Source organism: Pantoea sp. GL120224-02, from assembly GCF_900215395.1.
Lineage (GTDB): Bacteria > Pseudomonadota > Gammaproteobacteria > Enterobacterales > Enterobacteriaceae > Pantoea > Pantoea communis.
The window spans coordinates 252,890-266,796 of the sequence record NZ_OBEC01000005.1; the positions used below are offsets into that span (position 1 = coordinate 252,890).

Below are 13,907 nucleotides of genomic sequence, written 5' to 3' on the forward strand. Positions count from 1 at the left end.
TCACAACATCAGAAAGCGCGCTGGTAAGGGATGATGCCCTGACGCAGCATTTCATTGGTGCCTAAGCCATAGTTAGAACTCAGACCACGTAGCTCAATGTTGAATGAGATTTGGTTGTCGTACTTACTGTCGTTGTTTTCCCAACCGTTGATCTTGCGCTCGTAACCCAGACGAATGGCGTAGCAGCACGAGCTGTACTGCAGGCCAACTAACTGCTCAGCAGGGCGACTGTTGCGGGTATCGTAGTAATATCCGCCCACCAGTGACCAGGCATCGGCAATTGGCCAACTCGCGGTTGCGCCAACTTGTGAAATCCCGTTTTTGTAGATCGGGTTCGTCAGCAAGCTGGAGTTGTTCAACGCCTGCGCCACGTATTCCGGGCTGCTGTAGCGATAGCTCAACTGCACCATACGATCGGCATCCTGACGGTATTCCAGGATGGCGTTGCCTTGTGCAACGTTATCGAGACGGGTGTCATACTGCAGACCGCCACGCGCGCCCCAGCGATCGCTGATTTTCCAATAGGTATCCCCGGCCCACACCAGGCTGCCGGTATCATCCTCATCACTCGTCTGGTTTACGCCGGTACGAGACGGGGTAAACGAGTAGATTTGACCCACAGAAACGTTAAAACGTTCAACCAGATCGTTATCATAAATTCGTGTGGTCACACCGGTTGAGACTTCGTTAGCCGACGCGATACGATCCAGGCCGCTATAGGTACGATCGCGGAACAGGCCGGTGTAGTCAGTTTGCAGCAGCGTTGAGTCGTACGGATAGATATTGCTCTGGTTACGGTACGGGACATAAAGGTACTGCACACGCGGTTCCAGCGTTTGCGTGTAACCTGGTTCCCAATCCATATCGCGGTCAAATATCAGACGGCCATCCACTTTGAACTGCGGCAGAGTGCGGTTGACGGAGCTATCTAATTGATTACCGTTGCTGGAAATATTAGAGATTTCGTTATTGTTATAACGATCAATATTGTCCTGCTGGTAGTGCGTAGCGAGGAACTTTGCTTCGGTATCCAGGCTGGCCCAGCCATTTGACAGCGGTAAATTTAACGTCGGTTCAATGTGAAGACGCGTTGCTTCAGGCATTTTGCTATTCACGTTGGTGAATTTCACTGCCTGAGCGTAGATGTGGCCATCAAATGGTCCAATATCGTTCTGATAGGCGTTCAGGTCGAGCTGTGGCATGGCACGATAGACGTTGGTCGAATCTGTGTTACCAAACACCTGGAAATCTTTGGTCGACAGCGTGGCGTCCCAGTTGGTGTCCGCGTAGCCAAAGCTGAATTTCTGCGTCGCATAACCGTCAGTAGAGTTGTAATACTTCGAGTCGAGATCGTTGAAGTAATACGGGTCACTTACCTTGGTGTAATTGGCATTGAAGCGCCAGTGCTGCTCATAGACACCAGCATGCTGCCAGTAGAACAGCCAGCGATCTGAGTTATCATTTTCGGCGATGCCACGCACCGCTTTGTCGTTGTCGTACTGCTTATCGGACGGCAGATAATCCAGTTCCATCAAACCGGCACCAAACACGGTCAGATAGCGGAATTCGTTCTGCAATTGCAGACCACGTTTGCTCATGTAATGCGGCGTAATGGTGGCATCGGCCTGTGGCGCGATGTTCCAGTAATACGGCAGCATAAATTCGAAGCCGTTGTTACTACCGTACTTCGCATTCGGGATCAGGAAACCGGAGCGACGGCGATCGCCAATCGGTAACTGCAAATATGGGCTGTAAAACACCGGCACATTGCCGAGTTTAAAGCGGGCGTTCCAAATCTCCGCCACTTCTTCCTGACGGTCCTGGATCACTTCAGAACCGACCACGCTCCAGCTATTAGAGCCGGGCAGGCAAGAGGTGAAGCTGCCGTTTTCCAGAATGGTATAACGGTTGTCGCCACGCAGTTTCATCTGATCGGCAACGCCACGGCCCTGACGGCCCACCATCTGGTAATCACCGTTCCACACGTTGGTGTCTTTGGTGTTCAGATTGGACCACGCTTTCGGACCTTTCAGGATGACCTGGTTGTCGTCATAGTGCACATTACCCAGCGCATCCACGGTACGCGCTGGCGTGGTCTGTCCATCCTGCTGACGCTGATGCAGTTGCATCTCATCGGCACGTAAGCGGCTGTTGCCCTGCTGCACATCAACATTGCCCGTGAATACCGCGTCATTCGGGTAGTTACCCTTGGCCGAGTCAGAGTTGATGGTGACAGGCAGGGAATTGGTGTCGCCGCTGACCAGCGGACGGTTATAGCTCGGCACGCCCAGCATACATTGCGACATAAGATCGTCGGCGAATGACTGCTGACTGTAGAGCGCTGCACCAATCATGGTTGCCAGCAGGGTAGGTATCTGTTTTTTCATACGCGGTTCGGGATTTCCATGAGAACGGGCATCATGCCGACAATCGGCTCAGAGACTAACTTACTGCCCGGCGTTGTGCCAGTGTTAATCCTTGTCTGATCGCGTTGCTGTTAGGCACTGAAGTAAATGAAAGGTATGATAATGCAATTTTCAGCCGCAAGCATGGCGAATTGAGGAGTTTATGCGCTACTGGGGAAAAGTTATTGGTCTGGCTCTCGGCTTACTTTCCGGAGCAGGCTTCTGGGGCATTGTACTGGGTCTGATCATTGGTCATATGTTTGACAAAGTGCGCAGCGTAAAAGGACAGGGCTATTTCGCCAATAATCAGGCGCGACAGACGCTGTTTTTCAGTACCACTTTTCAGGTGATGGGTCATTTGACCAAGTCAAAAGGGCGCGTCACCGAGGCAGATATCCAGATTGCTTCCTTATTTATGGATCGTATGCAACTGCATGGCGATGCCCGCATGGCTGCGCAGCGTGCTTTCCGCGAAGGCAAGCAAAGTGACTATCCGCTGCGGAATAAATTGCGTGAACTGCGCAGCGCCTGTTTTGGTCGTTTTGATCTGATTCGGATGTTTCTGGAAATTCAGATTCAGGCGGCATTTGCTGACGGTTCGCTGCATCCCAATGAACGCCAGGTGCTGTATGTAATCGCGGAAGAGCTGGGCATTTCGCGGGCACAGTTCGATCAGTTCCTTCGCATGATGGAAGGTGGGCAACAATTTGGTGGCGGTGGCTCCTCTTATGGTGGTGCTTATCAACAGGCGAAACGCGGACCGACGCTGGATGATGCCTGTAGTGTGCTGGGGGTAAAAAGCAGCGATGACAGCACCACCATTAAACGCGCTTACCGTAAGCTGATGAGTGAGCATCATCCGGACAAACTGGTGGCGAAAGGGTTACCGCCAGAAATGATGGAGATGGCGAAGCAGAAAGCGCAGGAGATTCAGGCGGCTTACGATTTGATTCGTAAGGAGAAAGGTTTTAAATAGCCTGGAACGTTAAGATTGAATTTGAAAGGGCCGTCATGACTGACGGCCCTTTTTTATGACCTGCAGATTAAAAATCTGCTGGCTGCTTAAACGTCATGCTGTTGCCAAACGCCGGATGGGTAATGGTTAATGACTCCGCGTGCAGTTGCAGACGCGGCGCCATGCTCAGTGCTTCTTCATGGGCATAAAAGCGGTCGCCCAAAATCGGGTGACCCAGCGCCAGTAGATGCACGCGCAGCTGGTGCGAGCGGCCGGTAATCGGCTTGAGCCGCACGCGGGCGCTGTTGCTCGCTTCGTATTCCAGCACCTGATATTCGGTCTGAGCGGCTTTACCGTTCTCGAAGCATACCATTTGCTTAGGGCGATTAGGCCAGTCGCAAATCAGCGGCAGATCGATCAATCCCTCTTCCGCCGCAGGATGGCCCCACACGCGTGCCACATAATACTTTGACGGCTCACGCTCGCGGAACTGCCGCTTGAGCTCTCTTTCCGCAGCCTTATTCAACGCCACCACGATCACGCCGCTGGTGGCCATATCCAGGCGATGCACCGATTCCGCCTGAGGGAAATCACGTTGAATGCGCGTCATCACGCTATCTTTGTGCTCCTCCAGGCGACCAGGCACCGACAACAAGCCGCTTGGCTTGTTGACCACCATAATGTGCTCGTCCTGATACAGAATATGTAGCCAGGGGTCGAGCGGCGGATTGTAGGCTTCCATCAACATGTCGTAGTGGCCTTCAGCAATTATTGGTGCGTGACAACGATCAGACGCAGCGCGTCCAGACGCCAGCCCGCATCACCGAGGCTCGCCAGCACCTGCTCGCGATTGCTTTCCAGCGCTTCAACCTCATCATCACGGATGTTGGGGTTGACCGCTCGCAGCGCTTCAAGACGTGATAGCTCGGCACTCAGCTTCTCATCCGCCTCGACTTTCGCCGCTGCGATGATCGCCTGTGCTTCCGGAATCACCACTTTTTCGGCCTGGGTCAGAATCTCGTGCACTTCCTGCTGCACTGCGTTAACCAGTTTGCTACCGGTATGACGATTCACGGCGTTTAACTGGCGGTTAAAGCTTTCAAACTCCACTTTGCCTGCCAGGTTGTTGCCCGCACGATCCATCAGCAGACGCACCGGCGTTGGCGGCAGGAAGCGGGTGAGTTGCAGGCTTTTCGGAGCCTGCGCTTCAACCACGTACACCATCTCAACCAGCAGCGTCCCAACCGGCAGCGCTTTGTTCTTCAGCAGTGACAATGCACAGCTGCCGGTATCGCCGGACAGGATCAAATCGAGACCATTACGGATCAGCGGATGTTCCCAGGTGATGAACTGGGTGTCTTCACGCGACAGCGCCTGGTTACGGTTGAAGGTCACGGTACAGCCATCTTCCGGTAAACCTGGAAAATCCGGCACCAGCATATGATCGGATGGCGTCAGCACGATCAGGCTGTCACTGCGGTCTTCCTGGTTGATGCCGACGATATCGAACAGGTTCAGCGCGAAGTTAACCAGGTCGGTGTCGTTATCCTGTTCGCCGATAGCATTCGCCAGCGCCTGCGCTGCTTCGCCGCCGTTGGAGTTCAGCTCCAGTAAGCGGTCACGACCCTGCTCCAGCTGCGCTTTCAGCGTGTCGTGCTGTTTGCGGCTCTCTGCAATAAATTCATCCAGCCCCTGTGGATTCTCAGGTGCGGCGAGGTATTCGATTAACTTGCTGTATTCGCTGTCATAAATGGCGCGTCCAGTTGGACAGGTATGCTCAAACGCATCCAGGCCCTCGTGGTACCAGCGCAGCAGCACCGCCTGGGCGGTTTTTTCCAGCCATGGCACCAGGATCTGAATGTCGTGCATTTGGCCGATACGGTCGAGACGGCCAATACGCTGTTCCAGCAGATCCGGGTTAAACGGCAGGTCGAACATTACCAGACGGCTGGCGAACTGGAAATTACGGCCTTCAGAACCGATCTCCGAGCACAGCAGTACCTGTGCGCCTTCTTCTTCTGAGGCGAAGAACGCCGCAGCGCGGTCGCGTTCCAGAATGGATAATCCTTCGTGGAACACTGCAGCACGAATACCTTCGCGCTCGCGCAGCACCTGCTCCAGTTGCAGCGCAGTGGCAGCCTGAGCGCAAATCACCAGTACTTTCTCTTTACGGTTGCTGGTCAGGTAACCCATCAGCCACTCTACGCGCGGGTCGAAGTTCCACCAGGTACCGCTATCACCTTCAAATTCCTGATAAATCTTTTCCGGATACAGCATGTCACGCGCGCGTTCTTCTGCGCTCTTGCGTGTGCCCATAATGCCGGAAACTTTAATCGCGGTTTGATACTGCGCAGGCAGTGGCAAACGAACCTGGTGCAGTTCGCGTTTCGGGAAGCCCTTCACGCCGTTACGGGTGTTACGGAACAGCACGCGGCTGGTGCCGTGGCGGTCCATCAACATCGAGACCAGCTCTTTGCGTGCGTCTTCTTTGCCTTCACGATCGCTGTTCGCCACCTGCAGCAGCGGCTCGATGTCCTGTTCACCGATCAGGTCATTGATCAGGTTCATCTCTTCATTGGTGATCGCCTGATCGGCCAGCAGCGAACTCACCGCATCGGCCACCGGGCGATAATTCTGCTGCTCAGCCACGAACTGGCTGAAGTCGTGGAAGCGATTTGGATCGAGCAGACGTAAACGGGCAAAGTGACTTTCCAGACCCAGCTGTTCCGGCGTGGCCGTCAGCAGCAGCACGCCCGGCGTTTTTTCCGCCAGCTGTTCAATCACCTGATATTCACGGCTTGGCGCATCTTCGCTCCAGGCAAGATGGTGGGCTTCATCGACCACCAGCAGATCCCAGTCGGCATCGGCCAGCAATTCAAGACGCTGCTTGTTACGGCGTACGAAATCCAGTGAACAGATAATCAGCTGTTCGGTTTCGAAGGCGTTATCGCTGTCGTGCTGGGCTTCGGTGTAGCGGTCGTCATCAAACAGGGCAAAGCGCAGGTTGAAGCGGCGCAACATCTCTACCAGCCACTGGTGCTGCAGCGTTTCCGGCACCACGATCAGTACGCGATCGGCACGACCGGCCAGCAACTGTTGCTGAATAATCATCCCGGCTTCAATGGTTTTACCCAGGCCCACTTCATCCGCCAGCAACACGCGTGGCGCATGACGACGGCCAACATCATGGGCGATATGCAGCTGATGCGGAATCAGGTTGGTGCGCATGCCGCGCAGGCCGCTGATCGGCAGGCGATACTGCTCACTGTGGTATTTACGCGCACGGAAGCGCAGGGAAAAACGGTCCATACGGTCGAGCTGACCGGCGAACAGGCGATCCTGAGGCTTACTGAACACCAGTTTGCTATCCAGCATCACTTCGCGCATCACCACGCCGCTTTCTTCGGTGTCGAGACGCGTGCCGATGTAAGTCATTAATTCGTTATCGTTGCGGACTTCATCGACGCTCATCTGCCAACCTTCGTGGTTGGTGATGGTGTCGCCCGGATTGAAAATCACACGGGTGACGGGAGCATCATTACGGGCATACAGGCGGTTTTCGCCGGTTGCCGGGAACATCATGGTGATCATGCGCGTATCGATCGCCACCACCGTTCCTAATCCCAGTTCACTTTCCGTATCACTAATCCAGCGCTGACCCAGTGTAAAAACCATATATTTTTAGCTCGACTCTCTGACATGCCATAAAGAAGTTCACCTGCTCTCAGGCAATACATCACCGCCAAACGAGAGTTTGGTCAGAGTGTCTATGCGGTGAGAAACAGGAAGGGCGCTATGGTACTGGATGGCAGGGCATTCGTCACCTGTCAAAAAAGCCCCAGCTGCCCGGTGATAAGTGTAGCAAAGTCATCGCCGACGAAGGGTAAAATGCCATCTGCCACCGGTTGTAACTGTTTGGTGACATAGTGATCATAGTCGAGCGGCGTGGTGCGCGCTTCCAGCGGTTCCGGGCCAGCGGTCGCCATCACATAGCGAATGTACCCGCCATTTTGATGCTGTAATGGACGCTGTAATTTCCGATTTTGCTCATCGGCGAGGCGAGCCGCGCGTACATGGGGTGGCACGTTTTTTTCATAATCTTTTAACGGGCGGCGCAGGCGCTTTTTGTAGACCAGTAATTCATCCAGTTCGCCCGCCAGCAACTGCGCCACGGTCTCACGGATATAATCCTGCCATGGCTCACCACGGAAAATTCGGCCATACAGATTTTGCTGGAACTGCTGCGCCAGCGGTGTCCAGTCGGTGCGCACTGACTCCAGCCCTTTAAACACCAGCCGTTCTGTTCCGTCGCTGCGAATCATGCCGGCGTAGCGCTTTTTACTGCCTTGTTCAGCACCGCGAATGGTGGGCATCAGGAAGCGACTGAAATGGGTTTCGTACTCTAATTCCAGTGCGCTCTCCAGCCCGTAAGTCTGCTGCAGATGTTGCTGCCACCACGCATTGACCTGTTTAGCCAGACGATGACCAATGGCGGCGGCCTCCGCCTCGCTATGCGCGCCTTTGAGCCAGACAAAGGTGGAGTCGGTGTCGCCATAAATCACATCAAACCCTTCGGCTTCAATCAGCTCGCGTGTTTGCTGCATGATGGCGTGGCCACGCAGGGTAATAGAAGACGCAAGGCGTGGATCAAAGAAGCGACAGGCGCTGGTGCCAAGCACGCCGTAAAAGGCATTCATGATGATTTTCAGCGCCTGTGACAAAGGCTGATTGCCGTTGCGTTTAGCCGCTTCACGCCCTTGCCAAATCTGCTCCACAATCGCTGGCAGGCAATGGGTTTGGCGTGAGAAGCGCGCATGGCGAAACCCGGGCACGGAATCGGCATCGTCTGGATGCGCCAGCCCCTCCACCAAACCGACGGGATCGATCAGAAAGGTGCGAATAATGGAGGGATAAAGGCTTTTGTAATCGAGCACCAGCACCGAGTCGTACAGGCCGGGCCGTGAGTCCATCACATAACCGCCGGGGCTTGCTTCGGGTGCCACTTCACCAAGGTTAGGTGCCACGAATCCTGCGCGATGCATACGCGGAATATAAAGATGACCAAACGCCGCCACCGAACCGCCGTGACGATCGACCGCCAGGCCATTGACCGTGGCGCGTTCCAGCAGGAACGGCATGATGGCAGTGTGCTGGAAAATACGCGTCACCAGTTCGCAATCTTTCAGGTTGTACTTCGCCAGCGCGGGTTTGTCATGGGCAAAACGCCAGTTGATCTCCTCCATGCGCTGCCACGGGTTGTCGATGTCTTTTCCTTCGCCGAGGAGCTGGCGTGACACCGCCTCAAGACTGAAAGAGGGAAAGTCCCAGAATGCGGATTTCAGCGCTTCAATACCATCAATCACCAACCGCCCGGTGGCTTGTGCGAAGAAGACGCCAGGCTTAAAGCCGTGCTCGCGCCACTCCAGCGCCTGATTTTGGCGTCCTAAGCGCAGCGGAATGCCATAACGATCGGCGTGTTTTTGCAGGACGCGCAGATCGAACTGCACTACGCTCCAGCCGATGATCACGTCAGGGTCGTGGCGGGCGAACCAGCCATTGAGCTGTTCCAGCAGCTGCGGGCGGTTATCCACATAGATGAGATCGAAATCGAGGGTGCTGGCGTCGCCATTGGGCGGACCCAGCATGTAAACCTGGCGCTGACCGCAGCCCTCCAGCCCGATGCAATACAGCTCACCGTGTTCCGTGGTTTCGATATCCAGCGAAACCCATCTTAGCTGCGGGCGGTAATCTGGATGCGGTTTCAGGCGAGCATTGACCACGCTATCGCCGCGCACCTCGCCGCTGAACCACACCGGCGCAGTGATGAAACGCTCCATCAAATAGCGCTCTGGCGGGCGGATATCGGCCTCATACAGCGCGATGCCATTTTCTCGCAGTCGCTTTTCCAGGTATTGCAACTGGCGATGGCTGCGGCAATAGAGACCAAAGACCGGACGACGGCGGAAATCTTTCAGCTCGAGTGATTGCACACGAATATGCCGCTCGTCACGGATCAACGCTTCGGTTTGCTGGCGGAACTCTTCTGGAATGAAAGCCACGGACTCTTGTGCCGGTAGCACCAGCCGCTGTGGACCCTCATCAGTCGCCAGCCACAGCACCACTTCGCTGCCGGTTGGGGTATCTCGCCAGTGGCGGGTAAGCAAAAAACCTGCGCGTGGTTCGGTCACGTGAACTCCGGGAAATGAATTGCCTGAAGTATACCATGGATGTTTATACAGTGCCTGTGTGTGGCGACATTGTCAGTACTCTGTCAACATCGTCCTACAATTCTTGCCTTGACGGTTTGGCGCTGGCTCCGGACAATCCAGCCTCTATATTCCGCAGAGGATAGTTATGGAAGCCTGGATTGAACATCTGTTTTCGCAATCGCTGGAGTACGCGCTGATGGCCGTGGCGCTGGTGACCTTCCTTGAGTCACTGGCGTTCGTGGGATTGCTGTTGCCAGGAACCGTATTAATGGCCAGCCTTGGGGCGCTGGTGGGCAGCGGACAGATTGGCCTTTATCCTGCCTGGGCGGCGGGTTTTGCCGGTTGCCTGATTGGTGATTGGGTCTCGTATGGCATCGGCTGGAAGTTTCAGGGGCCATTACACCGCTGGAAATATCTGAAAAAGTATCAGGGCCTGCTGAATAAAACTGAGCACGCGCTGCATGAACACAGCATGTTTACCATTCTGGTGGGGCGCTTCGTCGGCCCGACGCGTCCGTTGATTCCACTGGCGGCGGGCATGCTGGAGCTGCCGGTGCGCAAGTTCCTGCCACCTAATCTGATTGGCTGTATTCTCTGGCCGCCGGCTTATCTGATGCCGGGTATCCTCGCCGGTGTGGCGATTGATGTGCCGCAGGCCTCGCAAGGCGGCCATTTTAAGTGGCTGCTGTTGCTGGTGGCTTTGCTGGTGTGGATGGGATTCTGGCTGATGTGGCGCTGGTGGCGCAGTGGCAAAACCACTGATTGGGCGACGAAATATCTGCCGCAGGCGCGTTTGCGCTGGCTGGCACCGCTGGCGGCGGCTATCGGCGTGGCGGCATTTATCGCCATTCAGTATCACCCGATGATGCCTATCTTCCGCCAGCTATTGTGGAAGGTGTTCTTCGCTTAAGGCTTTTTCACGCCAAGGATGGTAGCCGCTTCACTCTCTCCACTGATCAAGCTCGCCGTGCTGCCATCCCAGTAAATCCGCCCATCGACCACCACCAGACTGCGCGGCGCAATTTGCTGGGCGTCTTCCAGGCTGTGCGACACCATCAGCAGCGTGATATTGCGGCTTTCACACACCGTACGCACCAGTTGCAGCATCTCACCGCGAAGCGCCGGATCGAGCGCAGAGAAGGGCTCATCGAGCAGCAGGATCGGCCGATCGCGCAGCAGGCAGCGCGCTAAGGCCACGCGCTGGCGTTGACCGCCGGAAAGCTCAGCTGGCAAGCGGTTCAGCATCTCGGCTAATCCGGTCTGCTCAGCGATGGCGGCCAGCAGTTGCTGCTGTTCCCACGTCAGTTTCAAGCCTGGATGCAAGCCTAATCCCATATTTTGCTGCACCGTCAGGTGTGGGAAGAGGTTGTTCTCCTGAAACAGCATCGACACCGGCCGCGCCGACGGCACGCTGCGCGTGTGATCGACGCCATTCATTATCAGGGTTCCCTGACTCACTGGCAGAAACCCGCCGATCAAGCTGAGCAAGGTGCTTTTGCCTGCGCCGCTGGGACCAAGGATTGCCAGACGTTCACCCGCCTGGGCTTCAAAACGGAAGCGCATCGGCAGATGCTGGTAAAGGTAAGTGAGATTATTCAGTGTCAGCATGACGACCCGGCAGTTTTTCCATCAGAGTAAAGAGCAACAGGCACAGCAATAACAGTAGCAGTGCGGTTACGGCACCGTCTGCGCCGCGATAGGCACCAATTTGCTGGAACAGATAGAACGGCAGCGTACGGAAATCGGCGCTGCCAAACAGGGCCACCACGCCGAAATCACCAATCGACAGCACGCAGGCAAACGCCAGCGCTTGTGCAATGGGCCGCTTCAGCGCGCGCAGTTCAATCAGTTTCAGGCGATTAATACCAGCAATGCCCAGTGATGCGCAGAGCGGGGTGTAGCGAGCGCTGATATCGCGCATCGGGTTCTCCAGTACCTTCATCGCATAGGGGATGGCAATCAGCGCATTGGTGAAAATCACTAAGCCATCGGCGCGCTGCGGCAGGCCGATGGTGGCGTTGAACAGCAGGAAAAAGCCGCTGGCCAGCACGATGCCGGGCATCGCCAGGATCAGCATACCGCTTAGCTCCATTGCCTGTGCCGCAACGTTGCGCTGACGCTGACGCAGCTCGCGACTGCTCCATAGCAACATGATGGTCAGCACCACGCACAGCAATCCGGCGTCGATGGCGATGCGCAGTGAAGTGAAGGTCGCTTGCCATAACGCGGGCTGTTGCAGGGCACCTGCAACACCACCGCGCAAGCCATCAACGATCACCGCAGCGAGCGGCGGCAGCAACAGCAGTAGCGCACAGACAATCAGTAGCGTGTCGCCGATCCGGGCATGCCAGCAATCCTGCGGATCACGCCAGCGACGAATATTTTGGCTGCCGGTAGGGATGGCTACACTGAAACGTTGGCTGAGCAGCACCAGCAGCAAACAGCATCCGAGTTGTAACAGTGCCAGTAGCGCCGCACGGCTGGGATCGTAATCAAAACTCAGCGCCTGGTAGATGGCCAGTTCCAGCGTGGTGGCACGCGGTCCTCCGCCTAATGCCAGTACCGTGGCAAAGCTGGCGAAGCACAGCATAAAAATCAGGGCTGCGGTGGGCAGAATCTGGCGCCGCAGCCATGGCCATTCGACTAAACGAAACAGATTCCAGCCGCGCATACCAAGTTGGGCGGCTAACTGACGCTGCTCGCCGGGAATACTTTCCAGCGCCTGTAACAGCATGCGGGTGGCGAGGGGCAGATTGAAGAACACATGTGCCAGTAAAATGCCCTGCAAGCCATAGGGCGAGAAGGTGTAATCAATGCCAGGCAGGCTACAGAGGTACGCCAGCCAGCCGTTGCGACCGTAAACACTGAGCAAACCAAATACGGCCACTAAAACCGGCAATACCAGCGTCATGGCACACAGGCGCAGCAGCAGATTACGTCCCGGAAAGCGGCGACGATACAACGCACGTGCCAGCAGAATCGACGGCAGCACCGAGAGCAGGGCAGATAAAAGCGCCTGCTCAAACGAGAAGGCCAGGACGTGGTGCAGATAATTGTCTGACAGCAGGGCGCGCCAGTCAGTGACCGGCGCCGCCATCACTAAGGCGCCAAACGCCAGCAGTGCCACTGCGCACAATAGCAGCGCAACGGCACTTCCAGGAATTAACCAGGCTGGCATTAACGGCTAACGGCTTGTTGCCAGGTACGAATCCAGTCCGCGCGATGATCGGCCACTTCGGCTGAGCTGTATTGCAGCGCATTCGCCGGCACGGTCAGAGACTGATAACCGGCAGGCAGATCGCTTTTGATCACCGGATACATCCAGTTGCCGGTCGGAATGGTCTGCTGGAAGGCTGGCGATACCATAAATTGCATAAACTGCTGCGCCAGTTTGGGCTGTTTGCTGCTAGCGAGCTGTGCAGCCACCTCCACTTGCAGATAATGGCCTTCGCTAAACGGCGCAGCGGCGTAGTTATCTTTCTTCTCTTCGATGATGTGATATGCCGGAGAGGTGGTGTAACTCAGCACCAGATCGCCTTCGCCTTTCAGGAACAGGCCATAGGCTTCGCTCCAGCCCTTAGTGACGGTGACCGTTTTCTGTGCCAGCTTCTGCCAGGCGTCAGGTGCTTTATCGCCATACACTTTTTGCATCCACAGCAGCAGGCCTAATCCCGGTGTGCTGGTGCGTGGATCTTCATAGATCACACGCCACTTTTCCGGGCTTTCAACCAGTTCTTTCAGGCTCTTCGGTGGGTTCTTCAGCTTGTTTTTATCGTAGACGAAGGCGAAGTAGCCGTAATCGAACGGAACGAAGGTGTCGTTATGCCAGCTATCAGGCAGTTGCAATTGACTGGTGTCGACGGTGCTTTTCGCGAACAGGCCGGTTTTTTCGGCGGCTTGCACGAGATTGTTATCGAGGCCCAGCACCACATCGGCTTTGCTGTTTTTGCCTTCCATCCGCACGCGGTTGAGCAGCGACACGCCATCTTCCAGCGCCACATAGTTCAGTTCGCAGCCGCACTCGGCTTCAAAGGCTTTTTTGACGGCAGGGCCGGGGCCCCAATCTGCAGAGAACGAGTCGTAGGTGTAAACGGTAAGAACAGGCTTGACAGCCAACGCCGGGGCAGAGATCAACAGCAACACGGGCAAGACTTTGTTTAACACTTTGCGCTCCTTGAGGAGAAGATAAAGTTGAGTCGCAAAGGATCTGAGTTATCGCTCATCTCAAATCCCTACGCCGGTATGAGCCGGATCAGGTTCGACGGGTTTCTCTCAGCCCAATACCAGGGCACCCCGTTGAGAACGGCTTATTTTAGACACTTCTGTGACAGCGCGAAA

General features: G+C 55.6%; 9 protein-coding genes and 1 riboswitch. Of the genes, 2 read left to right on the forward strand and 7 right to left on the reverse strand.

Annotated features, from left to right (window positions below):
- Window positions 1-8: 8 nt before the first annotated feature.
- The gene (gene lptD / locus CRO33_RS12270; protein ID WP_097118322.1) at window positions 9-2,387 is read right to left on the reverse strand and encodes an LPS assembly protein LptD; all 2,379 of its coding nucleotides are present in this window, start codon (window positions 2,385-2,387) and stop codon (window positions 9-11) included.
- A 181-nt stretch (window positions 2,388-2,568) separates the two neighbouring features.
- On the opposite strand from lptD, the gene djlA reads away from it, so the two are divergent.
- Window positions 2,569-3,381, forward strand: coding sequence for a co-chaperone DjlA (gene djlA / locus CRO33_RS12275; protein ID WP_058959353.1), 813 nt, complete (start codon window positions 2,569-2,571; stop codon window positions 3,379-3,381).
- Window positions 3,382-3,448: 67 nt separating this feature from the next.
- Here djlA and rluA read toward each other — a convergent pair whose 3' ends face one another.
- The 3 genes from rluA to polB all read right to left on the reverse strand — a co-directional run bounded on the left by rluA (window position 3,449) and on the right by polB (window position 9,548).
- A complete protein-coding gene (gene rluA / locus CRO33_RS12280; protein WP_097118323.1) occupies window positions 3,449-4,108 on the reverse strand; it encodes a bifunctional tRNA pseudouridine(32) synthase/23S rRNA pseudouridine(746) synthase RluA in 660 nt (219 codons plus the stop codon).
- Between the two features lie 20 nt (window positions 4,109-4,128).
- Complete coding sequence (rapA, locus tag CRO33_RS12285) at window positions 4,129-7,035, reverse strand: RNA polymerase-associated protein RapA (RefSeq protein WP_097118324.1); 2,907 nt, start codon at window positions 7,033-7,035, stop codon at window positions 4,129-4,131.
- Window positions 7,036-7,187: 152 nt separating this feature from the next.
- Window positions 7,188-9,548, reverse strand: coding sequence for a DNA polymerase II (polB, locus tag CRO33_RS12290; RefSeq protein WP_097118325.1), 2,361 nt, complete (start codon window positions 9,546-9,548; stop codon window positions 7,188-7,190).
- 166 nt (window positions 9,549-9,714) lie between these two features.
- Here polB and CRO33_RS12295 point away from each other — a divergent pair, with 166 nt between their 5' ends.
- The gene (locus CRO33_RS12295; RefSeq protein WP_097118326.1) at window positions 9,715-10,479 is read left to right on the forward strand and encodes a DedA family protein; all 765 of its coding nucleotides are present in this window, start codon (window positions 9,715-9,717) and stop codon (window positions 10,477-10,479) included.
- On the opposite strand, the gene thiQ is transcribed toward CRO33_RS12295, so the two are convergent.
- The 3 genes from thiQ to thiB are packed head-to-tail and all read right to left on the reverse strand — an operon-like array spanning window position 10,476 to window position 13,733.
- Window positions 10,476-11,177, reverse strand: coding sequence for a thiamine ABC transporter ATP-binding protein ThiQ (gene thiQ / locus CRO33_RS12300; RefSeq protein ID WP_097118327.1), 702 nt, complete (start codon window positions 11,175-11,177; stop codon window positions 10,476-10,478). The two genes, CRO33_RS12295 and thiQ, sit on opposite strands and share 4 nt — an antisense overlap.
- Complete coding sequence (gene thiP, locus CRO33_RS12305) at window positions 11,161-12,747, reverse strand: thiamine/thiamine pyrophosphate ABC transporter permease ThiP (RefSeq protein ID WP_097118328.1); 1,587 nt, start codon at window positions 12,745-12,747, stop codon at window positions 11,161-11,163. Before thiP ends, thiQ begins: the two co-directional genes overlap by 17 nt.
- Complete coding sequence (gene thiB / locus CRO33_RS12310; RefSeq protein ID WP_097118329.1) at window positions 12,747-13,733, reverse strand: thiamine ABC transporter substrate binding subunit; 987 nt, start codon at window positions 13,731-13,733, stop codon at window positions 12,747-12,749. Before thiB ends, thiP begins: the two co-directional genes overlap by 1 nt.
- Before the next feature lie 47 nt (window positions 13,734-13,780).
- Window positions 13,781-13,875, reverse strand: a riboswitch (TPP riboswitch).
- Window positions 13,876-13,907 lie beyond the last annotated feature (32 nt).

Bases quoted from the DNA above. Each gene is read 5' to 3' on its own strand.
- CRO33_RS12295 (WP_097118326.1), top strand. From the start codon at position 9,715: ATGGAAGCCTGGATTGAACATCTGTTTTCGCAATCGCTGGAGTACGCG.
- djlA (WP_058959353.1), top strand. From the start codon at position 2,569: ATGCGCTACTGGGGAAAAGTTATTGGTCTGGCTCTCGGCTTACTTTCC.
- thiP (WP_097118328.1), bottom strand. From the start codon at position 12,747: ATGCCAGCCTGGTTAATTCCTGGAAGTGCCGTTGCGCTGCTATTGTGC.
- rapA (WP_097118324.1), bottom strand. From the start codon at position 7,035: ATGGTTTTTACACTGGGTCAGCGCTGGATTAGTGATACGGAAAGTGAA.
- rluA (WP_097118323.1), bottom strand. From the start codon at position 4,108: ATGTTGATGGAAGCCTACAATCCGCCGCTCGACCCCTGGCTACATATT.
- lptD (WP_097118322.1), bottom strand. From the start codon at position 2,387: ATGAAAAAACAGATACCTACCCTGCTGGCAACCATGATTGGTGCAGCG.
- thiQ (WP_097118327.1), bottom strand. From the start codon at position 11,177: ATGCTGACACTGAATAATCTCACTTACCTTTACCAGCATCTGCCGATG.